Below are 19,721 nucleotides of genomic sequence, written 5' to 3' on the forward strand. Positions count from 1 at the left end.
GTGCAGATGGCCGAGAAGACCGAGACGACGCAAGACCTCAACGAGTGGGTTGCCCAGGAGTTGAGCAAGCTCCTTCCCAAGATCACTGAGGAGTCGTGGGCGGAGGTCTGGACCGTGATCAGTCCTCAGGCTGCCTGACCCTGGATGCCTAGCCGCAGACAACGGCCCCCTGCTCCCGAGTAGTCGAGCGGGGGGCCGTGCTGTGTCTGGCGGCTCTCGGTGCGCGCTGGTCCAGGTGGTCAGACAGCTCACGGGGTGTGTCGGCCGGACTTCCACGCGTACTCGGTACCCCGGAGAGTGCCGTGGCCGCCGATGGGTGCGCCGTGACCGGGCGAAGCGCTCTCACCTGCGGCTTTGCCTTATGAGGACGACGAGAATGGCCGGCACCCCTACCACGAGCGTGAGGCTTGGAGATACGAGCCAGGCGAGCGCGGCTGCGAGCCCCACACCTAGCGCGAAGATCAGCCACTTTGGCTTGGTCCTGGCCGCCATCCGTGATCCACCTTGACGACCGTGCGGCGCTGGCGGTGGCAGCTGAGGGCCACGATACGCGGTAGAGGCGCGACTGCGACCCATCCCAGAACCAGGCATAGACCGTGACGGAGCCGAAGTTCGATCAGCATTGTGGGCTGGGTTGCTCTGCTGCGTTGTTTGCCTCGGTGTGGGGGGCCGGTGATAGGCAAGCACCGCATAAAAGACCGCGATGGCGGAGAGAATGAGCCCGGCGAACTGCACTCCTCCATCATGAACCTTCGTCGTTCTCTCTAAAACCGGTGGGCGGAAGCTCCGCATCACCCCAGGCGGCGTCCACTGTGCTCAGGGACGAGCAGCCCGCCCGCCCCTCTCAGCCCTTGCTCACGTGCCCAAGTGCAGCTCTTCGAGAGCAGGACTGGGCGGAAACTGCGTGGCGTGGCTTGGGCACGCGTACAAGGTCTTTCCTGCTCCGGTCGGGCGGACCGGGAGGGGGGGCGTACGTCCACGGGCGGCACCGGCAGCACTCTGCCAAGGGCGGCAACAAGTAGCCGACTCGGCCGAGGACCGGGGTTCGCGGAAGTGGTACGAGGGTGTCACGTCCGCGCAGCACTCGCTTAACACGGGTCCGGCAGATTGGTGGGTGTCGGCAGGGGTGGGAGCGGCTCCCCACCCAGGCCGGCGCCGAACGGCGCCAAGGACCTCCGGAGCGGCTCCCGGACCTCCATGGACGCCACGGACGCGCAGCCCGGCCCTGACCCGGCCCGCGTCCCTCGCGGGGACCGCCGTCGTCCCGCCCCCCGGCAACGGGGGTGCGGCGGTCCCCGCGCATATCTTTTGCCGGCGGCTCAGCGAGCGGTGCTGGATTCCCAGCTTCCCAGCAGAGCGAGGCGCTCGGCCGTCTCCGATCCCGGTTCCGGGGTGTACACCACGATCGTCTGCTCCGGGGTCGCCGGGATCGTGAGGGTCTCGTACGGGAGGGTCAGCAGGCCCGCCACCGGGTGCCGTAGCTTCTTGACGCCGTACGCGCACTCCCTGACCTCGTGGTCGGCCCACAGCCGGCGGAAGTCCTCGCTCTTCAGGGCGAGTTCGCCGACCAGCGCGCACAACTCGGGGTCGTCGGCGTACCGGCCGGCGTTGACGCGCAGGTGGGCCACCGTCTGAGCGGCGACCGCGTGCCACTCGGGGTAGAGCTCCCGGGCGGCGGGGTCGAGGAAGACCTGCCGGGGCATGCTCCGCTCCGCCGGTTCCAGGCGGCTGAAGCCGTTCACCGCGTCGCCGAGGGCGTTCCAGGCGAGGACCTCCATGCGGGGGCCCAGCACGAACGCGAGGCTGCGCTCCATGCCGTCGAGCAGGATCTGGACGCCGGGGCGGACGCGGGGCGCGGTCTGCCGCTGCCGCCCGCGCTGCCGGCGGGGACGGGCCACCGTCCGCAGATACGCCTGCTCGGTCCCGTCCAGCCGCAGCACCCGGGCGATCGCGTCCAGCACGGCGTCGCTGACGCTCGTACCCCGGCCCTGTTCCAGGCGGATGTAGTAGTCGACGCTGACCCCCGCGAGCTGGGCCACCTCCTCGCGGCGCAGGCCCGGTACGCGGCGCCGCCCGTGGCTGGGCAGCCCCACCTCCTCGGGCTGGATCCGTGCACGTCGCGAGCGCAGGAAGTCGCCGACTTCCCCTTCCAGCCAGTCCCCGTCCATAAGGCGATCGTAGGCGAGCGGCCGGCCGCCAACCTGGTACTGGCAGACCCAGGAAAAGCGCATCCCTGGGTACGGCCGGCGGAGGCGGCGAGGGTGGTGTCAGCCGCCGGGGAACCGCCCCGGTGCCCACACCCAGGGGGAACCCCCATGTCGTACGAGAACCTGTCCGGCCGTACCGCCGTCGTCACCGGAGCCGCCAGCGGGATCGGCGAGGCCGTGGCCCTGCAACTGGCCGCGGAGGGCGCCCGGGTGGTGCTGCTCGCCCGGCGCGCGGACCGGCTTCAGGCGCTGGTGGAGAAGATCCGGGCCGAGGGGGGCGAGGCGCTCGCCGTGGCCGCCGACGTCACCGACGACGCGTCCGTGACGGCCGCCCGGGATCTGGCGCACGAGACCTTCGGCGCCGTCGACCTCGTCGTGAACAACGCCGGAGTCATGCTGCCGAACCCGATCGCGCAGGGCCGGCTCGACGAGTGGCAGCGGATGCTCGACACCAACGTCACCGGGGTGCTGCGGGTCATCCGCGCCTTCGGCGCCGACCTGGTGGCCGCCGCCGGCGAGGGCCGCACTGCCGACCTGGTGAACATCTCCTCGATCGGCGCCCACATCCCCTTCCCCGACTACGCGGTGTACGGCGCCACGAAGGCCGCCGTCACCTATCTCTCGCAGTCCCTGCGCACCGAGTTCGGGCCGCAGGACGTGCGGGTGACGAACATCGAGCCGGGACTGACGGGCACCGAGCTGAAGGACCACATCGACAGCGCGGAGCTGGCCGGGCAGCTGGACGGCATGTTGGACGCGATCGGCGCGCTCTCCGCGGCGGAGGTCGCGGACGTCGTCGCCTACGCCACCAGCCGGCCCCGGCACGTCAACCTCCGCCAGATCATGGTGCTGCCGACCCGGCAGGCGTGACGCCGTCTCAGCCGGCGTCCCGGGCGGGGCTGTCCTGGCCGTGGCGGCCGGCGAGGAGTTCCGGGTTGAGCCGTACGGCCTGCACCGCGTTGACGCCGACGATGCCGATCCAGGTGACCACCATCCCGGAAAGACCGGCGAGGGCGCCGGCGATCGCGGACAACGGGATCGCCAGGACCAGCGTGAGCAGGGCGAAGCCGTACCGCTCGGTCCAGGAGTCGGACGGCTTCGGCCGCCGGGTCTCGCGGGCCGTGGCCATCTGCCGCTCGGCCAGCGACCGCCGCACCCGGCGGTCCACCGCGTCGTCGATCCGCTGCTCGACCTTCTCCAGGAAGGACTCCACCAGCGCGGAGTCGTACTCCTCGCCCAGCTCCCTGCGGGCCCGTACGGTCGCGTCGAGCTCCTTCCCGAGGTGGGGGTCCTTCCCGAGGTCGACGTCGTCACGCGGATCGAGAGTGTTCATGCCGTCAGCCTAGGGAGCGGTGCGCTCCGCCGCACTGGGGCTAGCCCCCTGGTCCGGGTCCGGCACGGCCACCGCGTTCCGCCGTCCGACCAGCCAGTACAGCGCCGCGGGCACGGCCAGGCCGACGATCCAGGAGATGTCCGCGCCGCCGAGCGGGTCCACCAGCGGGCCGGTGTAGAAGCCGGTGGAGAGGAACGGCAGCTGGGCGAGGAGGCCGAGCGCGTAGACGGCGAGGGCGTCCCAGCGCCAGGCGCCGTAGCGGCCGTGCGGGTCGGCGAGGGCGGGGAGGTCGTACCGCTCCTTGGAGATCAGGTAGTAGTCGACCAGGTTGATCGCCGACCAGGGCGTGAAGAACGTCAGCAGGAACAGCAGGAAGTCCTTGAAGGAGGCCAGGAAGCTGTCCTTGCCCAGCAGGGCCACCGCGGTGCCGGCGACCATGACCAGCGCGATGTACCCGGCCCGGCCCGCCCGGGACAGTCGCCGCTGCCCGCGGAAGCCGCTCACGCTCGTCACCATCGACATGAAGCCGCCGTAGGTGTTGAGGACGTTGACGGTGAGCTTGCCGAGCGCGATGACGAGGTAGAAGAAGGACGCGGCCAGGCCGGTGCCGCCGAGCGCGACGACATAGCCGACCTGGCTGTCCAGGAACTCCTCGCCCGCCGTGGCCGCGACCAGCACCCCGAAGGTCATCGACCACTGCGAGCCGAGTGCCGAGCCGGCCAGGGTCCACCCGAAGGTCGCCCTCGGGGACGTCGTCCGCGGCAGATAGCGCGAGTAGTCCGCCACGTACGGTCCGAACGCCAGTTGCCAGGACGCCGACAGGGACATCGCCAGCAGGAACACCGGCAGCGAGAAGTGCGCGTCGTGCAGCAGCGCGGAGGTGTCGGCGCGGTCCAGGAGGCGTACGGCGAGATAGACGAAGGCGAGCGCGCAGACCGTGCTCGCGATCCGGCCCAGGGCGTGGATGACCCGGTAGCCGACGGTCGCCATGACCCCGGTGACGGCCGCGAAGACGACGATCCCCGTGGTGTCGTTCGTGTGGGTCAGCTCGCCCACCGCCTGCCCGGCGAGCACACTGCCGGACGCGAAGAAGCCGACGTACATCACGATCACCAGCAGCAGCGGTACGACCGCCCCGCGCACCCCGAACTGGGCCCGCGACTGGATCATCTGCGGCAGGCCGAGGCGCGGGCCCTGGGCGGAGTGCAGGGCCATCACCGCGCCGCCGAGCAGGTTGCCGAGCAGCAGTCCGGTGACCGACCACACCACGTCACCGCCGAAGACGACCGCCAGGGCGCCCGTGACGACGGCCGTGATCTGCAGGTTGGCGCCGAGCCAGAGCGTGAACTGACTGAAGGCCGTGCCGTGCCGTTCCTCGTCCGGGACGACGTCGATGGAGCGCAGTTCCACGAGCTGTGCCATGCGTTCTCCCCACGCCGGGCTGTATAACGGTATGCAGCGACACACTGTCTGAATAGGTGGCCGGTGTTTGTCAATGCCTCGGCGCTGTACTCTCCCGGGGCGTCGAGGAGATCTGGAGGGGGAGTACGTCATGAGCGCGAACGACAGCCCTGCGAACCGCTTGCAGGTGCTCTTCGAGGGCCACCGGCTCACACCGACCCAGCGCCGCATCGCGCACAGCATGGTGCGCCGCGCCGCCGACGTGCCCTTTCTGTCCAGCGTGGAGCTGGCGGAGCTGGCCGGGGTCAGCCAGCCGTCGGTGACCCGGTTCGCGGTGGCCCTCGGCTTCGACGGCTACCCCGCCCTGCGCAAGCACCTGCGCGAGGTCGTGCCCGCCGAGCCGGCCGCCGAGGCGGGTGCGTACAACGAGTACCAGCAGGCCGTCGAGGCCGAGATCGAGAACCTGAAGCACCTGGCCGAGCTGCTCGCCGACCCGCGGCCGGTGCAGAAGGCCGGCCGGATCCTCGCCGCCTCCCGCCCGCTGCCGGTGCTCGGACTGCGCGCCGCCGCCTCCCAGGCCTACGGCTTCGCCTACTTCGCCGCCAAGGTCCACCCGGACGTCCGGCTGCTCCACGAGGGCGGCACGATGATCCACGACCGCGTCGACGCCGCCGTCCGGGCCGGCGCCACCGCCCTGCTGTGCTTCGCGCTGCCCCGGCATCCGCGCGAGGTCGTGGACACCCTCTCCTACGCCAGGGACGCGGGCCTGACCGTCGTCACGGTCGCCGACTCGGCGTTCGCGCCGGTCGCCAAGTACTCCGACCTGCTGCTGCCCGCCGCCGTCGGCACCGGGCTCGCCTTCGACACCGCGTGCGCGCCGATGCTGCTCGGCCGGGTGCTGCTGGAGGCGCTCTGCGACGACCTGCCGGACGCCCAGGCCCGCCTGGAGGAGTTCGACGCGAAGGCGGCGGCCCGCGGGCTGTTCGTGGAGTGACTCTCCCGCACGGCCTTTCTCAGACTCGTCTCACGTTCTGCCCTTAGCGTCCCTGTGAGACGCATGCGCTGTGTGGAACATGTGACGCGGGAGGCTGACGTGGCGCGTGGAGGACGTGGAGGACAGGGACTGGCCCGGATGGCCGTCGTCGTACGGGCGGGGGCCGCGCCGCTGTGGTGGCTCGGAGTGGTCGCCGCCGGGGTCGGTGCCGTACCGGAGGGAGTGACCGGGCGCCGGATCGGCGTACTGGCGGGGGCGGCGCTGTTCCTGATCGGCGCGGCCGTGGTGCCGCTGGTCCGGCGGGGCCGGTACCGGGCCCTCGCCCGCGGGGCGGCCCGCGCGGGCAAGTACGACGTCCTCCAGGACCGGGCGGTGACCGTGCGGGCCTGGCGCCGGGGGCACCGCTGGTGGCTGCTGCTCGGCTGGGCGGTCGCGCTCGGCTCCGCCTTCGCGGTGCCCGCGGCCGGCGGCATGCTGCTGGCCGGGCTCGGCACCGGGCTGCGGCTGAAGGCCGCCTGGCTCGGGCGGCTGGAGCGGGCCGGGCAGACGCTGCTGTGGGTGCGCGTCGACTGGCTCGACCGGCGCGGCGGGCGCCCGGCGGGCAAGGCCGTGAAGGGCCTGCGCGGTACGGGCATCGCGGCCGGCGACGCGGCCCCGGGCGGGGCCCGCCGCCGTACCGCGGCGCACGTCTGAGGTGCCGTCAGACCTCCAGGTCCTCCTCGATCCTCTTGAGCTGGTGCCGGGCCATCGCCAGGTTGGCCCGGGACGAGTCCAGGACCAGGTAGAGGAACAGGCCGTTGCCGCCGCGGCCCTTGAGCAGGCGGATCAGGTGGTACTGGTCCGACAGCGTGATCAGGATGTCCTCGATCTCGCCCTTGAGGCCCAGGTGTTCCATCGTGCGCATCTTGGCGCGGATCACGTCGGTGTTGCCGGCGGCGGCCACGTTCAGGTCGAAGCTCTTGCTGCCGCCCATCGTGCCCAGCGCCATCCCGCTGGTGTAGTCGACGAGCGCGACGCCGGTGGCGCCCTCGATGGAGGTGAGGGCTTCCTTCAGTGCGGTCTCGGTGTTGGCCATGGCCGTTCCTCTCGAAGGGTTCAACTGTCGGTCGCGGTGCGCGCTTCGGCGCTCGCGGTGCGGGTGGTCCGGGTGGTCCGGGTGCGGGTCGGGGGCGCCGCGCTGACGGCGCCCAGGGCCCTGCCGGGCGGGCTGGCGGCCTGGGCGGCGGCCTCGGCGGCGTCCAGCAGCTCCCCGATGCGGGCGCCGGCCCGGCGGCCCTCCAGGTGCAGCCGGCCGACGTTCACCCGGTCCTGGGCGAGCAGGGTCAGTACGGCGGTGCGGCCGGCCGCGTAGGTGGCGATGTAGCCGCGCTCGCCGCGCACGAGCAGCTCCCGGAAGCCGCCGTTGCCGGTGGCGTCGGTGATCCGCACGGCGACGCCGAGCGCGGCGGCGGTGAGCGCGGCAAGGCCCTCCGGGTCGGCCCCGGGGGTGTCGTGCGCGACGACGAGGCCGTCGACGCCCGCCGCGAGGGCGCCGGTGAGCTGCGGTACCCGGGCGCGCAGCCGGTGCAGCTCGGCCAGGACGGTCCGCAGGTCCTCCTCGGTCGCCATCAGGTGTCTCCTCTCGGCGGGGCGGTGCCGTTCAAAGCGCCTCCAGCGCATCCCTGAGCCTCTTCAGCAGCGCGATGTCGGGGTCGGTGGTGACCATGTGGGGCGGTGGCGGTGATGGGGGCGGTGGCGGCGGGGCCGGTGCCGTGGACACGGGCGTGATCTGCCCGGCCGCGGTGAGCCGGCGCACGTCGACCAGCGTGTGGAACGCCTGCCGGCCCAGGTTCCGGGCGATGTCGGCGGCCGTGCGGACGCCGTCCACGCGGTCCAGGACGGCCCGCTGTCGGGGCGTGACCGGCGCCGCCGCGGTGCGGCCCGCCGGGTCCGCGCGGCTCAGCGGGGCGCTGTCGGCGGCCGGGTCGGGCCACAGCCGGTGCAGCAGCAGACGGCGGCGCAGCGTCTCGCGTTCCAGCGCGACGACGGGGACCGAGGGCAGCGGGCCGAGCCGGGGCGCGGGGTCGTAGCGGAACCGGCCCGGGGTGCCGCTCGGCGCCAGCGCGAAGTACCCGGCGTCGTACAGCGCGTCCAGGTGGCACAGCTCCAGCGCGCCGGTGGGCAGCACTCCGGAGCGCAGCAGGAGTTCGGCCGCGTGCGGGGGCCCCGGGGCCCGTGCCGCGGCCTGCTGCCAGGCGGTGGCCGCGAGGGTGCCGTGGGCGGTGAGGAGCACGTCCAGGCCGGGGGCGAGGGGGCTCTCGGCGTGCACCACCCGGCCCTCGGCCAGGTGGAGGGTGCCGTGCTCGCGGACCAGGACGCCGGTGGCCCGCTCCTCGGCGAGCCGGGTCAGCATCGGGGACAGGGCGCGCGTGGCCCGCCTGTCCCGCACGGGCAGCGCCGGCGGTGGTGTCCTGACCACGGTCATCCCAGCACCAGCCGGGCGGCCATCTCGCCGAGCCGGATCCGGGCGAGCGCGAGGTTGCCCTCCTCACGGTCGACCCACAGGTGCAGGAACACGCTGCTGTCGAAGGACGTGTCCACGAAGCGCAGCAGGTGGTAGCTGTCCCCGTTGCTGATGATCACGTCCTCCACCGGCGCCGGGTCGGCGCCGCGCGCCGCGAAGGTGCCGTGCTCGGCCGCCATCCGGGCCAGCTCGGCGGCCTCGGCGGCGGTCGTCTCGTGATCGTCGCCGGGCGCCTCCCCGACCGTGCCGAGCGCGAGTCCGCTCGTCCAGTCCACCAGCGCGGCTCCCCGCGCGCCGGGCAGTCGCATCGCTTCCAGCAGGCACTCGTCGATTCCGGGCACCGTGGCTCCCCTCCCGCCTGGGACTCCGGCTGAGTGACGTCGACACTACGCAACGTGTGCGCGGGGAGTGAGGCCTTTGGCATTTTCCGGTGGAACATGCTTGCGGCGTACTAGTGTTGGTCAACTGACGTGTGTGTCACGGCAGTTGGTCCATTTGTTCGAGGGGTGGCCGGGGCGTGTCAACGGCTCCCGGGGGCGCGGAGGGTGGTCAGCGCGGACGCGTGCGCCCCTCCGGATTCCGCCACCACCTCCGCGACGGTCTGCGGCTCCCGCACGACGGCGAAGGCGATGCCTCCGGCGCCGTCCGGGGCGAAGCCGTGGATGCCCGGCCGGGCGAGGGAGTTGTAGGCGTAGTGGTGGGCGAAGTAGTACGCGCCGGTGTCCAGCGCCGCCGCGTAGTCGCCCTGCTCCAGCAGGGGCAGCGCGCGTCCCTCGGCGAGCAGGTCGCCCGAGAAGCAGGCCGGACCGGCCACGTCCTGCACCGTCTCCGGCCCCGTCTTCGGCCGCCCCTCGGCGTCGTACGCGGCGATCCTGAGCGGCCACGCCCCCGGCATGTACACCGTCCGCGCCGCCACCTGCACGCCCGCGTGCGTCACCGCGATCCGCCGCCCGCCCGCGCTCTTGGTGTACTCCACCCGGGCCACCACCGTCCCGTTCTTGGCCATCAGCGACCGTCCGAACTCGGTCACCAGCCCGTACCGCCCGTCGAACAGCCCCGGCACCTGTGCGGCCAGCAGCCGCGCGTACCGCGCATACGACGGTGCCGTCTCCTCCGACGTGACGTTCACCGGCAGCCCGCCGCCGATGTCGATCGTGTCGACCTGCCGCCGTCCGACGGCCGCGTTGATCTCCTCCGCGAGCGCGTACACCTCCGCCACCCCCTGGGCCAGCAGCGGCAGCGGGATGCCCTGCGAGCCGGTGTGCGCGTGCAGCCGGGTCAGCCACGGCCGGGCCGCGTACGCCCGCACGACCCAGGCGCGCGCCCCCTCGTCCCGCAGTGCCACCCCGAACTTCGAGGTCCGCGTCGCCGTCGAGGTCGCCCCGATCGTGCCCGCGCCGATCTGCGGGTTGACCCGGAGGCCGAGCGGGGACCGGGTGGGCGCGGAGCCGATGGCGGCGTCCAGGCGGTCCAGCTCCTGCGGGTTGTCCGCGTTCACGGCGATGCCCAGGGCCAGCGCCTCGCGCAGCTCCGCCGGGGTCTTGGCCGGCGAGTCCAGCACCGTCCGGGCGGGCGGCACCCCGGCCGCGCGGGCCAGCGCCAGCTCGCCGGGGCTCGCCACCTCCGCGCCGATGCCGGCCTCGTGCAGCAGGCGCACCACCGGCACCAGCGGGGTCGCCTTCACCGCGAAGGCGTGCAGCACGGGGGTGCCGGGCGCGGTCACCGCCTCGAACGCCGACCGCAGGGCCGCCGCCGACTCCTGGATGCCGGTGACGTCCAGCAGGCCCACGACGGCCGCGTCCGGGCCCAGCAGTCCCCGCTCGACCGCGGCCCGCACCGCCTGGTCCCGCCGGTCCGCCCGCTCCCGGGCCTCGCTCTCGATGTCCTCCATGGTCTCGATCTCTTCCACGGCTTCCCCGTCCTGTCAGGGTCTAGGTGCTTCCAGCCAAACACCCGCCGTGCCCGGACGCGCTCGCCCCGATGTATTGACTAGCTCTATTCAGAACGACAGGATGTGAATAGACGTAGGCACAGGAGGAGGCAGACGATGTCGGGACCCCGCCCCGTACGAGCACCGCGCGGCACGGAACTCAGCGCCCTGGGATGGCAGCAGGAAGCCGCACTGCGCATGCTGCAGAACAACCTGGACCCCGAGGTCGCCGAGCACCCCGACAAGCTCGTCGTCTACGGCGGCACCGGCAAGGCCGCCCGTGACTGGCGCTCCTTCGACGCCATGGTCCGCACCCTGAGGACCCTCAAGCAGGACGAGACCATGCTGGTCCAGTCCGGCCGCCCGGTCGGCGTGATGCAGACCCACGAGTGGGCCCCGCGCGTCCTCATCGCCAACTCCAACCTGGTCGGCGACTGGGCCAACTGGGAGGAGTTCCGCCGCCTGGAGGCCCTCGGCCTGACCATGTACGGCCAGATGACCGCCGGCTCCTGGATCTACATCGGCACCCAGGGCATCCTCCAGGGCACCTACGAGACCTTCGCCGCCGTCGCCGCGAAGAAGTTCGGCGGCACCCTCGCCGGCACGATCACCCTCACCGCCGGCCTCGGCGGCATGGGCGGCGCCCAGCCGCTCGCCGTGACCATGAACGACGGCGTCGCCATCTGCATCGACTGCGACCCGCGCGCCATCGACCGCCGCATCGAGCACCGCTACCTGGACGTCAAGGCGGACTCGCTGGACCACGCGCTCCAGCTGGCCACCGAGGCCCGCGACGCCCGCCGCCCGCTGTCCATCGGCGTCCTCGGCAACGCGGCCGAGCTGGTCCCGCAGCTGCTCGCGATGAACGCCCCCATCGACATCGTCACGGACCAGACCTCCGCCCACGACCCGCTGTCGTACCTGCCCGTCGGCATCGCCTTCGAGGACATGGCCGACGCCGCCGCGAAGGACCCGGCCGGCTTCACCACCCGCGCGCGTGAGTCCATGGCGAAGCACGTCGAGGCCATGGTCGGCTTCATGGACGCCGGTGCCGAGGTCTTCGACTACGGCAACTCCATCCGCGGCGAGGCCCAGCTCGCCGGCTACGACCGGGCGTTCGCCTTCCCCGGCTTCGTCCCCGCCTACATCCGGCCCCTCTTCTGCGAGGGCAAGGGCCCGTTCCGCTGGGCGGCCCTGTCCGGCGACCCGGCCGACATCGCCAAGACCGACAAGGCGATCCTGGAGCTGTTCCCCGAGAACGAGTCCCTGGCCCGCTGGATCAAGATGGCCGGCGAGCGCGTCCACTTCCAGGGTCTGCCCGCCCGCATCTGCTGGCTCGGCTACGGCGAGCGCGACAAGGCCGGCGAGCGGTTCAACGACATGGTCGCGAGCGGTGAGCTGGCGGCTCCCCTGGCGATCGGCCGCGACCACCTCGACTGCGGCTCCGTGGCCTCCCCCTACCGCGAGACCGAGGCCATGCTCGACGGCTCCGACGCCATCGCCGACTGGCCGCTGCTGAACGCGATGGTCAACGTGGCGTCCGGTGCGTCGTGGGTGTCCCTCCACCACGGCGGTGGCGTGGGGATGGGCCGGTCCATCCACGCCGGGCAGGTCACGGTGGCCGACGGTACGAAGCTGGCCGGCGAGAAGATCCGTCGCGTGCTCACCAACGACCCCGGTATGGGCGTCATCCGGCACGTGGACGCGGGATACGACATCGCGGAGTCGGTCGCGCAGGAGCGCGGGGTGCGGGTGCCTATGCGCGAGGGTGACCAGGCGTGACCTTCCACAGCATGTGGGCGGAGCTGCTGCCGATCGGCCGCAGCTCCGCCTCCGGCGGCTACCGCCGCTACGCCTGGACCGGTGCCGACTCCGACTGCCGGGCCTGGTTCAAGGAGCAGGCCGAGGCGCGGGGGCTGACCTACGAGGTCGACCGGAACGGGAACCAGTGGGCCTGGCTCGGGGACCCGGCCGCCGGGGACGCCGTCGTCACCGGGTCGCATCTGGACTCCGTGCCGGACGGCGGCGCCTTCGACGGGCCCCTCGGGGTCGTGTCCTCCTTCGCCGCCCTGGACGAACTGCGCGGCCGGGGAGCGGGGCCGCGCAAGCCCCTCGCCATCGTCAACTTCGGTGACGAGGAGGGCGCCCGGTTCGGGCTGGCCTGTGTCGGGTCCCGGCTCACCGCGGGGGAGCTGACCGTCGAGCAGGCCCACCGGCTCACCGACGGTGACGGGATCAGCCTGCCGAAGGCCATGGAGGCCGCCGGGTACGACCCCGACGGCATCGGACCCGACCCCGAGCGGCTGGCCCGGATCGGCGCCTTCGTGGAGCTGCACGTCGAGCAGGGCCGCGCGCTGGACCTTTCCGGTGACCGGGTCGGCATCGCCAGTGCCATCTGGCCGCACGGGCGGTGGCGGTTCGACTTCCGCGGCGAGGCCAACCACGCCGGCACCACCCGGCTGGTCGACCGGCGCGACCCCATGCTGTCGTACGCCGAGACCGTGCTCGCCGCCCGCCGGGAGGCCGCCCTCGCCGGTGCCGTCGCCACCTTCGGGAAGATCGCGGTGGAACCGAACGGGGTCAACGCGATCCCCTCGCTGGTGCGCGGCTGGCTCGACTCCCGCGCCGCCGACCAGGAGACCCTGGACGCGGTCGTCGGGGGAGTGGAGAAGGCCGCGCGCGAGTACGCCACCGCGCACGGCATCGATCTCGACGTGGTCCGGGAGTCCTTCACCCCGGTCGTGGAGTTCGACCACGCCCTGCGGGACGAACTCGGCCGCATCCTGGGCCAGGACACCGGCCTGACGGTGCCCGTCCTGGGAACCGGGGCCGGACACGACGCCGGGATCCTCTCCGGGAGCATCCCGACCGCCATGCTGTTCGTGCGCAACCCCACCGGTGTCTCGCACTCCCCGGCCGAGTTCGCGGCCGAGGACGACTGCGTGGCCGGGGTGCGCGCACTCGCCGACGTACTGGAAGGGCTGGCCTGCACGTGACCACACGGACGTACTGGCTGGAGCACGCCTGGCTCGACACCCACGTCGAGCCGGGCGTGGCCGTCGACGTGGAAGGCGGGCGGATCACCGCCGTCCGCACCGGCGTCCCCACCCCGCCGCCCGGCGCCGAGATCCTGCGCGGTCTGACCCTCCCGGGCCTGGCGAACGCCCACTCCCACGCCTTCCACCGCGCCCTGCGCGGCACCGTCCAGGTCGGCTCCGGGACCTTCTGGACCTGGCGCGAGGTCATGTACTCCGTCGCCGACCACCTGACCCCGGAGACCTACCACGCGCTCGCCCGCGCGGTGTACGCCGAGATGGCGCTGGCCGGCATCACCTGTGTCGGCGAGTTCCACTACGTGCACCACGCCCCCGGCGGCACCCCCTACGCCGACCCCAACGCCATGGGCGAGGCGCTGATCGCCGCCGCCGCCGAGGCCGGCATCCGGATCACCCTCCTCGACACCTGCTACCTCTCCTCCGGCTTCGGGGAGCCGCCGAACAGGCACCAGCTGCGCTTCTCCGACGGCAGCGCGGAGGCCTGGGCCGAACGCTGTGCAGTTCTCAAGGAGCGGGATCACGCGCGGATCGGGGCGGCGATTCACTCCGTACGGGCCGTGCCCGCAGGGCAGTTGGCGACCGTGGCCGGGTGGGCGGAGGAGCGGCGGGCCCCGCTGCACGTGCACCTGTCGGAGCAGACCGCCGAGAACGACGCGTGCCTCGCCGCGCACGGCCGTACACCCACCCGGCTGCTCGCCGACCACGGTGTCCTCGGGCCGCGCACCACCGGCGTGCACAACACCCATCTCACCGACGAGGACATCGCCCTGCTCGGCGGCTCCGGCACGGGCACCTGCATGTGCCCCACCACCGAGCGGGACCTGGCCGACGGCATCGGCCCCGCCGTCGCCCTCCAGCGGGCCGGCTCCCCGCTCTCCCTCGGCTCCGACAGCCACGCCGTCATCGACCTGCTCGAAGAGGCGCGCGCGATGGAGCTGAACGAGCGGCTGCGCACCCGCACCCGCGGCCACTGGACGGCCGCGGCTCTGCTGCGCGCGGCCTCGGCGGACGGCCACGCGGCTCTGGGCTGGCAGGACGCGGGCACGCTGGAGGCGGGGGCGCTCGCCGACTTCACCACCGTCGCCCTCGACTCCGTCAGGACAGCGGGACCGGTGCCGCGACTCGGCGCGGAGACCGCCGTATTCGCCGCCTCCGCGGCGGACGTGCGCCACACGGTCGTGGGCGGACGTCAGGTCGTACGGGACGGGGTCCACCAGCTCGTACCGGACGTGCCGGCAGCGCTCGCGGACGCCATCGACGCCCTGCGCGGCTGAACCCCATCGTCATCCTTGAGGACACCATGAGCAGCAGCACCGTCATCACCAACATCGCCACGCTGGTCACCAACGACCCCTCCCTCGGTGACGGCTCCCCTCTCGGTCTGATCCAGGACGCGGCCGTCGTCATCGACGGCGACCGCGTCGCGTGGACCGGTGAATCCAGCAAAGCACCCGCCACTGACAACCGGGTCGACGCGGGCGGCCGGGCGGTGCTGCCGGGCTTCGTGGACTCCCACTCCCACCTGGTGTTCGCCGGCGACCGCACCCAGGAGTTCAACGCCCGCATGTCCGGCCGCTCGTACACGGCGGGCGGCATCCGCACCACGGTCGCGGCCACCCGCGCCGCCACCGACGCGGAACTGGAGGCGAACCTCACCCACTACCTGACGGAGGCGCTCCGCCAGGGCACCACCACCTTCGAGACCAAGTCGGGCTACGGCCTGACCGTCGAGGACGAGTCCCGCGCCCTGCGCATCGCGGCCGAGCACACCGACGAGGTGACGTACCTCGGCGCGCACATCGTCTCCCCCGACTACGCCGACGACCCGGCGGCCTACGTCGCCCTCGTCACCGGCGAAATGCTGGACGCCTGCGCGCCGCACGCCCGCTGGATCGACGTCTTCTGCGAGAAGGGCGCCTTCGACGGCGACCAGGCCCGCGCGATCCTCACCGCCGGCAAGGCCAAGGGCCTGCACCCGCGCGTCCACGCCAACCAGCTCTCCTACGGCCCCGGCGTCCAGCTGGCCGTCGAGCTGGACGCGGCCAGCGCCGACCATTGCACCCACCTCACGGACGCGGACGTCGACGCCCTGGCCAACAGCGGCACGGTCGCCACCCTCCTGCCCGGCGCCGAGTTCTCCACCCGCGCCGAGTGGCCCGACGCCCGCCGCCTGCTGGACGCGGGCGTGACGGTCGCCCTCTCCACCGACTGCAACCCCGGCTCGTCCTTCACCTCGTCCGTGCCGTTCTGCATCGCCCTGGCCGTCCGGGACATGCGGATGACCCCGGACGAGGCGGTCTGGTCGGCCACGGCGGGCGGCGCCGCGGCCCTCCGCCGCACCGACATCGGCCGGCTCACCCCCGGCGCCCGGGCGGACCTCGTCCTGCTCGACGCCCCGAGCCACGTCCACCTGGCGTACCGGCCGGGCGTGCCGCTGGTCAGCGAGGTGTGGCGCAGGGGCGCACGCGTCGTCTGACGACCGGCCAGGCCGCGCCGGTCAGGCGCGCTCCATCGCGCCGCTCTCCGGAACGCCCCCGCCCGCAGGAGCCTTCCCGTCGCCGGTACCCGTCCCGGCGACGTCCCGCTCCCGGTCCGCCACCGACCGCCCCCACGCCGTACCGGCGAGCACCAGGACCGCGCCGAGGAGGCCGAGGAGGCCCGGGCGGTCGCCGCCGACGGCGATGCCGACGGCCGCCGCCCACACCGGCTCCGTGCCGAGCAGCAGGCTGACCCGGGACGGGGAGGTACGGCGGACCGCCCACATCTGCACGAAGAACGCGAACAGCGTGCAGAACACGGCCAGGTACAGCAGCCCCAGCCAGTCCCCGCCGTCGAAGCCGGCCGCGGCCGACCAGGGCGAGGCGCCGGTGCCCGGCAGCGCCACCAGGGCGGCGAACACGAGGACGGCCCCGCCCAGTTGGACGGTGGTCAGCGACAGCGCGTCCGCGCCGCGCACCGACTCCATCCGGGACATGGCGAGGACGTGCACGGTACGGGCCACGGCGGCACCGAGCATCAGCAGGTCGCCGCCGGTCGGGGCGGTGAAACCCGCGCCCTGGGTCAGCAGCGCCACGCCCAGCACCGACAGCCCGGCCGCGGCCAGGAAGGACCCCGGCAGCCGGGTGCCGCGCACCGCGCTCTCGGCGAGCGGGGTGAACACCATGGTGAGGCTGATGATCAGGCCCGCGTTCGTCGCCGAGGTGTGCACCACCCCGTACGTCTCCAGCAGGAAGATCCCGGCGAGGATCAGCCCCAGCAGCCCGGCGCCGCGCAGCTGCACCGCGCTCAGCGCGCGCAGCCGCCGCCGTCCCGCGGCCATCAGCACCGGCAGGGCCGCGGCGAACCGCAGCACCAGCACGGCGAGCACGGTCCGCTCCGTGGTGACGCCCTTGGCGGCCAGGTAGCTGGAGCCCCAGACCACCGCGACCAGCAGAACGGGAAGATCGGCCAGTCGGCCGCTGCGGGCCGCCGTGACGGGCATGGACACTCCTCGGGGACGTGCGGGAAGCGGGGAAGAGCCGACGGCGGGCGCACCGGGGTCACCGAGTACGGCGTGCGGCAGTCGTCGCCCAGTCGCAGGTCACCGGGCCCGGACAGCCTAAGCGCGGGTCGTTTCAGGCCGCGCCCGCCCGCCACCGCTGGTCCCGGCCGCCGTCCAGCGACCGCAGGGCCACGCCGTCCTCCCCGTCCGGGGTCACCGCCGTCTCGATGGCGATGGCCGGGCGGATCGTGCCGTCGGGGTCGACGGTGAAGCGGAGGTTGGCGCCGTTGCGGCTGTAGACCGCGTCGCACTCCCAGATGCCCACGCCCCGGTCGACCGAGCCCCGGCTGTCCAGGCAGAACGCGTCGTCGGCCGCCGAGCGGAGCACGCCCATATAGGGGTCGACGCGCCAGCGCTGGGTGGCGGAGGAGGTGCAGGGGGCCGTGACGACGTCGTTGCCCTGCGACAGGTCGCCGTAGCGGATGTCCAGACAGCGGCCCGTGCCGAGGTTCACCACCTGGGCGTACGCGGTGCCCGGCGGGGCGGGCGGGGGCGTCGGGCTGGGGGTCTTCCGGCGCGGCGGGGACGGGGGCGGGGCCGGACGGCGGGAAGTCGGCTCGGGAGAAGGGGACTTGGAGGTGGGGGACGGGGACGGAGAGGAGGAGGGGGACGGGGACGGGGACGGAGACGGGGTGACGGAGACCGTCGCCGTCACCGTCACGGCGACGGGGGCCGGGGTGGCCGCCGTCGGCTGCCGGTCGTCGGAGTGCGCGGGGGCGAGCAGGAGGACCAGGAGCGGGACCAGGGCCACGCCCAGGGCCGCCGAGCCCAGAAGGACGCGGTGCCGGCCCGCCCGGTCCGCCCCGGCGGGTACGGGCGCGGGCGCCGTCGGCTCGTCCTGGCGCAGGTACGCCGTTCCGCGCCACGGCAGCAGGCCCTCGGCCAGGGCCTGCCGCGGCGCGTCCCGCAGTGCCCGCAGGTCCTCGAACGCGGCCGTGCAGTGCGGGCAGCGCGCCATGTGGGCGTCCAGGTCGGCGCTGTGGCGCGGCGCGTTCGGCCGTACCGCCTCCTCGATCAGCCGCCGGAAGTCCGCGCAGCGCGGATCGTCGGAGGCGGCCAGGCGGTGCCGCAGGCAGGCCTGGGCCAGGGCCTTGACGGCCTGCGGGGTGCCGTAGGCGACGTCGGTGCGGCTCAGGCCGAGGAAGGCGGCGGTGCGCTCCGCGGGTTCCGCGTCGAGGACGCCGTACCAGAGCAGGCCCTGGGTGCGGGACGGCAGGGACTGGAACGCCGGGAGGAGGGGCGGGGTCGGACCCTCGGGCCGGCCGGCGGCGTTCAGCACCAGCAGCAGGCCCGGGTCGACTCCGGCCGAGCGTTCGTCGTGCGCCCAGCCGGCCGCCAGCCGGGCGGTGAGCAGCAGCAGCCGGTGCCGCAGGGGGACGGCCGGCTCGACGCCCCGGGCCGTCTCGCGGGCCGCCGTGGTGAACGCCTCGGCCGCCAGCCGGCCGGCCACGGGCTCGCTCACCGCGCACAGCCGGGCGTAGCGGAGGACCGCCGGGTGGTGCCGCCGGCGCAGCTCCTGGAGCGCCGGGTACGCCGTTGCGGTGGCGGAGCGCAGCAGCTCCGTCAGCCGTGCGTCCGGCGCGTCCTCGTGGCCCTCCGCCGTGACGTGGCCCGCCTCGGCCATGCGACACCCCCGTCCCGAAAGCAGCTGACATACCAGCCGGTTGGGGGGCCATAGTGGTGGACGGGGTGCGTCGCGGATAGATGTTTCCGTGAGTAACCGCATAACGGTTGGGGCTTCGGGTACCCACCACCCGGTGTGGTGGCCCGGGTGCCGCGCGGCGGCCCGGCGTCGTCGGCCGGACCGCTCACCGCGGCACGCCAGGCGTCACTCGTCCAGCGTCAGCGCCTTGCGCAGCCGTACCAGCGTGCGCGACAGCAGCCGGGACACGTGCATCTGGGAGATGCCGAGTTCCTCGCCGATCTCCGACTGGGTCATGTTCGCCACGAAGCGCAGGGAGAGGATCTTCCGGTCCCGGGGCGGGAGTTCGGCGATCAGGGGCTTGAGCGACTCGATGTACTCGATGCCTTCGAGCCCGTGGTCCTCGTACCCGATGCGGTCCGCGAGCGCGCCCTCGGACTCGTCCTCCTCGGGCTGGGCGTCCAGCGAGGAGGCGGTGTAGGCGTTCGAGGCGGCCATGCCCTCGACGACCTCGTCGTTGGAGATGCCGAGGCGCTCGGCGAGTTCCGTGACCGTGGGGGCGCGGTCCAGCTGCTGCGCCAGCTCGTCGCCCGCCTTGGCGAGGTCGAGCCGCAGCTCCTGCAGCCGGCGCGGGACGCGCACGGACCACGAGGTGTCACGGAAGAACCGCTTGATCTCGCCGATGATGGTCGGCATCGCGAAGGTGGGGAACTCCACACCGCGGGAGAGTTCGAAGCGGTCGATCGCCTTGATCAGGCCGATGGTGCCGACCTGGATGATGTCCTCCATCGGCTCGCTGCGTGAGCGGAAGCGGGAGGCGGCGAACTTGACGAGCGCGAGGTTCAGCTCGACGAGGGTGTTGCGGACGTACGAGTACTCGTGCGTCCCTTCCTCCAGCGACTCCAGCCGCTCGAAGAGGGTCTTGGACAGGGCCCGCGCATCGACCGGGCCGATCTCGTCGTACGGGGGGATCTCCGGGAGTCCCTCGAAGGAGTCGAGGGGGTCGATGGGATGATCCAGTTGTTCCGGTGGGGGTGTCGACGTCGCGATCGGGGTATGCGATGCGTCGAGCCGGGGTGACATGGGTGTCCTCCATCGTTCTCGGCATATGGCT

General features: G+C 73.2%; 19 protein-coding genes. 8 read left to right on the plus strand and 11 right to left on the minus strand.

What is annotated here, in order from left to right:
• Positions 1-6 precede the first annotated feature (6 nt).
• Positions 7-138, plus strand: a complete 132-nt coding sequence (locus ABZ937_RS30260; protein WP_361696499.1) for a hypothetical protein — start codon at positions 7-9, stop codon at positions 136-138.
• A 1,181-nt stretch (positions 139-1,319) separates the two neighbouring features.
• Here ABZ937_RS30260 and ABZ937_RS30265 read toward each other — a convergent pair.
• Positions 1,320-2,168: a helix-turn-helix transcriptional regulator gene (locus tag ABZ937_RS30265; protein ID WP_361696500.1), complete on the minus strand. Its 849-nt coding sequence runs from the start codon at positions 2,166-2,168 to the stop codon at positions 1,320-1,322.
• Positions 2,169-2,315: 147 nt separating this feature from the next.
• Between ABZ937_RS30265 and ABZ937_RS30270 the strand changes: the two genes are divergently transcribed.
• Positions 2,316-3,077 carry an SDR family oxidoreductase gene (locus ABZ937_RS30270; RefSeq protein ID WP_361696501.1) on the plus strand — a complete coding sequence of 254 codons (762 nt, stop codon included), beginning with the start codon at positions 2,316-2,318 and terminating at the stop codon, positions 3,075-3,077.
• Between the two features lie 7 nt (positions 3,078-3,084).
• Here ABZ937_RS30270 and ABZ937_RS30275 read toward each other — a convergent pair whose 3' ends face one another.
• Positions 3,085-3,540 (minus strand): hypothetical protein, encoded by a 456-nt coding sequence (locus tag ABZ937_RS30275; protein ID WP_361696502.1) that lies wholly within the window; start codon positions 3,538-3,540, stop codon positions 3,085-3,087.
• A gap of 9 nt (positions 3,541-3,549) precedes the next feature.
• The gene (locus ABZ937_RS30280; RefSeq protein WP_361696503.1) at positions 3,550-4,962 is read right to left on the minus strand and encodes a cytosine permease; all 1,413 of its coding nucleotides are present in this window, start codon (positions 4,960-4,962) and stop codon (positions 3,550-3,552) included.
• Between the two features lie 130 nt (positions 4,963-5,092).
• Between ABZ937_RS30280 and ABZ937_RS30285 the strand changes: the two genes are divergently transcribed.
• Positions 5,093-5,935: a MurR/RpiR family transcriptional regulator gene (locus tag ABZ937_RS30285; protein ID WP_361696504.1), complete on the plus strand. Its 843-nt coding sequence runs from the start codon at positions 5,093-5,095 to the stop codon at positions 5,933-5,935.
• A 138-nt stretch (positions 5,936-6,073) separates the two neighbouring features.
• Positions 6,074-6,628: a hypothetical protein gene (locus tag ABZ937_RS30290; protein WP_361696505.1), complete on the plus strand. Its 555-nt coding sequence runs from the start codon at positions 6,074-6,076 to the stop codon at positions 6,626-6,628.
• 7 nt (positions 6,629-6,635) lie between these two features.
• Here the strand turns inward: ABZ937_RS30290 and ABZ937_RS30295 are convergent, their stop codons facing one another.
• The 5 genes from ABZ937_RS30295 to ABZ937_RS30315 all read right to left on the minus strand — a co-directional run bounded on the left by ABZ937_RS30295 (position 6,636) and on the right by ABZ937_RS30315 (position 10,329).
• Positions 6,636-7,010: a hypothetical protein gene (locus tag ABZ937_RS30295; RefSeq protein WP_361696506.1), complete on the minus strand. Its 375-nt coding sequence runs from the start codon at positions 7,008-7,010 to the stop codon at positions 6,636-6,638.
• Positions 7,011-7,030: 20 nt separating this feature from the next.
• Positions 7,031-7,543: a roadblock/LC7 domain-containing protein gene (locus tag ABZ937_RS30300; protein WP_361696507.1), complete on the minus strand. Its 513-nt coding sequence runs from the start codon at positions 7,541-7,543 to the stop codon at positions 7,031-7,033.
• 31 nt (positions 7,544-7,574) lie between these two features.
• Positions 7,575-8,399 (minus strand): transcriptional regulator, encoded by an 825-nt coding sequence (locus tag ABZ937_RS30305; RefSeq protein ID WP_361696508.1) that lies wholly within the window; start codon positions 8,397-8,399, stop codon positions 7,575-7,577.
• Entirely contained in the window at positions 8,396-8,779 is a 384-nt protein-coding gene (locus ABZ937_RS30310; protein WP_361696509.1) for a hypothetical protein, read from the minus strand. Before ABZ937_RS30310 ends, ABZ937_RS30305 begins: the two co-directional genes overlap by 4 nt.
• Before the next feature lie 179 nt (positions 8,780-8,958).
• Entirely contained in the window at positions 8,959-10,329 is a 1,371-nt protein-coding gene (locus ABZ937_RS30315; RefSeq protein WP_361696569.1) for a diaminopimelate decarboxylase, read from the minus strand.
• A gap of 156 nt (positions 10,330-10,485) precedes the next feature.
• On the opposite strand from ABZ937_RS30315, the gene hutU reads away from it, so the two are divergent.
• From hutU to hutI, 4 genes are read left to right on the plus strand one after another with little or no spacing between them, the layout of a single operon-like run.
• Positions 10,486-12,150, plus strand: a complete 1,665-nt coding sequence (hutU, locus tag ABZ937_RS30320) for a urocanate hydratase (RefSeq protein WP_361696511.1) — start codon at positions 10,486-10,488, stop codon at positions 12,148-12,150.
• Positions 12,147-13,364: an allantoate amidohydrolase gene (locus ABZ937_RS30325; protein ID WP_361696512.1), complete on the plus strand. Its 1,218-nt coding sequence runs from the start codon at positions 12,147-12,149 to the stop codon at positions 13,362-13,364. The genes hutU and ABZ937_RS30325 overlap by 4 nt, the downstream gene beginning before the upstream one ends.
• A complete protein-coding gene (locus ABZ937_RS30330; RefSeq protein ID WP_361696513.1) occupies positions 13,361-14,698 on the plus strand; it encodes a formimidoylglutamate deiminase in 1,338 nt (445 codons plus the stop codon). Before ABZ937_RS30325 ends, ABZ937_RS30330 begins: the two co-directional genes overlap by 4 nt.
• A 26-nt stretch (positions 14,699-14,724) precedes the next feature.
• Entirely contained in the window at positions 14,725-15,900 is a 1,176-nt protein-coding gene (gene hutI, locus ABZ937_RS30335; RefSeq protein WP_361696514.1) for an imidazolonepropionase, read from the plus strand.
• A gap of 21 nt (positions 15,901-15,921) precedes the next feature.
• On the opposite strand, the gene ABZ937_RS30340 is transcribed toward hutI, so the two are convergent.
• From ABZ937_RS30340 to ABZ937_RS30350, 3 genes are all read right to left on the minus strand, one after another.
• Entirely contained in the window at positions 15,922-16,905 is a 984-nt protein-coding gene (locus ABZ937_RS30340) for a DMT family transporter (protein WP_361696515.1), read from the minus strand.
• A 133-nt stretch (positions 16,906-17,038) separates the two neighbouring features.
• Positions 17,039-18,589 carry an RICIN domain-containing protein gene (locus ABZ937_RS30345; protein WP_361696516.1) on the minus strand — a complete coding sequence of 517 codons (1,551 nt, stop codon included), beginning with the start codon at positions 18,587-18,589 and terminating at the stop codon, positions 17,039-17,041.
• 204 nt (positions 18,590-18,793) lie between these two features.
• A complete protein-coding gene (locus tag ABZ937_RS30350) occupies positions 18,794-19,690 on the minus strand; it encodes an RNA polymerase sigma factor SigF (RefSeq protein ID WP_361696517.1) in 897 nt (298 codons plus the stop codon).
• Positions 19,691-19,721 lie beyond the last annotated feature (31 nt).

Origin of the sequence: Streptomyces sp. NPDC046727, from assembly GCF_040645635.1 — a bacterium.
Lineage (GTDB): Bacteria > Actinomycetota > Actinomycetes > Streptomycetales > Streptomycetaceae > Streptomyces.

Excerpts from the sequence above, each read along its gene's own strand:
- ABZ937_RS30280 (WP_361696503.1), bottom strand. The coding sequence starts at position 4,962 with ATGGCACAGCTCGTGGAACTGCGCTCCATCGACGTCGTCCCGGACGAG.
- ABZ937_RS30285 (WP_361696504.1), top strand. The coding sequence starts at position 5,093 with ATGAGCGCGAACGACAGCCCTGCGAACCGCTTGCAGGTGCTCTTCGAG.
- ABZ937_RS30345 (WP_361696516.1), bottom strand. The coding sequence starts at position 18,589 with ATGGCCGAGGCGGGCCACGTCACGGCGGAGGGCCACGAGGACGCGCCG.
- ABZ937_RS30300 (WP_361696507.1), bottom strand. The coding sequence starts at position 7,543 with ATGGCGACCGAGGAGGACCTGCGGACCGTCCTGGCCGAGCTGCACCGG.
- hutI (WP_361696514.1), top strand. The coding sequence starts at position 14,725 with ATGAGCAGCAGCACCGTCATCACCAACATCGCCACGCTGGTCACCAAC.
- ABZ937_RS30315 (WP_361696569.1), bottom strand. The coding sequence starts at position 10,329 with ATGGAGGACATCGAGAGCGAGGCCCGGGAGCGGGCGGACCGGCGGGAC.
- ABZ937_RS30290 (WP_361696505.1), top strand. The coding sequence starts at position 6,074 with ATGGCCGTCGTCGTACGGGCGGGGGCCGCGCCGCTGTGGTGGCTCGGA.
- ABZ937_RS30260 (WP_361696499.1), top strand. The coding sequence starts at position 7 with ATGGCCGAGAAGACCGAGACGACGCAAGACCTCAACGAGTGGGTTGCC.
- hutU (WP_361696511.1), top strand. The coding sequence starts at position 10,486 with ATGTCGGGACCCCGCCCCGTACGAGCACCGCGCGGCACGGAACTCAGC.
- ABZ937_RS30340 (WP_361696515.1), bottom strand. The coding sequence starts at position 16,905 with ATGCCCGTCACGGCGGCCCGCAGCGGCCGACTGGCCGATCTTCCCGTT.
- ABZ937_RS30350 (WP_361696517.1), bottom strand. The coding sequence starts at position 19,690 with ATGTCACCCCGGCTCGACGCATCGCATACCCCGATCGCGACGTCGACA.
- ABZ937_RS30265 (WP_361696500.1), bottom strand. The coding sequence starts at position 2,168 with ATGGACGGGGACTGGCTGGAAGGGGAAGTCGGCGACTTCCTGCGCTCG.
- ABZ937_RS30275 (WP_361696502.1), bottom strand. The coding sequence starts at position 3,540 with ATGAACACTCTCGATCCGCGTGACGACGTCGACCTCGGGAAGGACCCC.
- ABZ937_RS30270 (WP_361696501.1), top strand. The coding sequence starts at position 2,316 with ATGTCGTACGAGAACCTGTCCGGCCGTACCGCCGTCGTCACCGGAGCC.
- ABZ937_RS30295 (WP_361696506.1), bottom strand. The coding sequence starts at position 7,010 with ATGGCCAACACCGAGACCGCACTGAAGGAAGCCCTCACCTCCATCGAG.
- ABZ937_RS30305 (WP_361696508.1), bottom strand. The coding sequence starts at position 8,399 with ATGACCGTGGTCAGGACACCACCGCCGGCGCTGCCCGTGCGGGACAGG.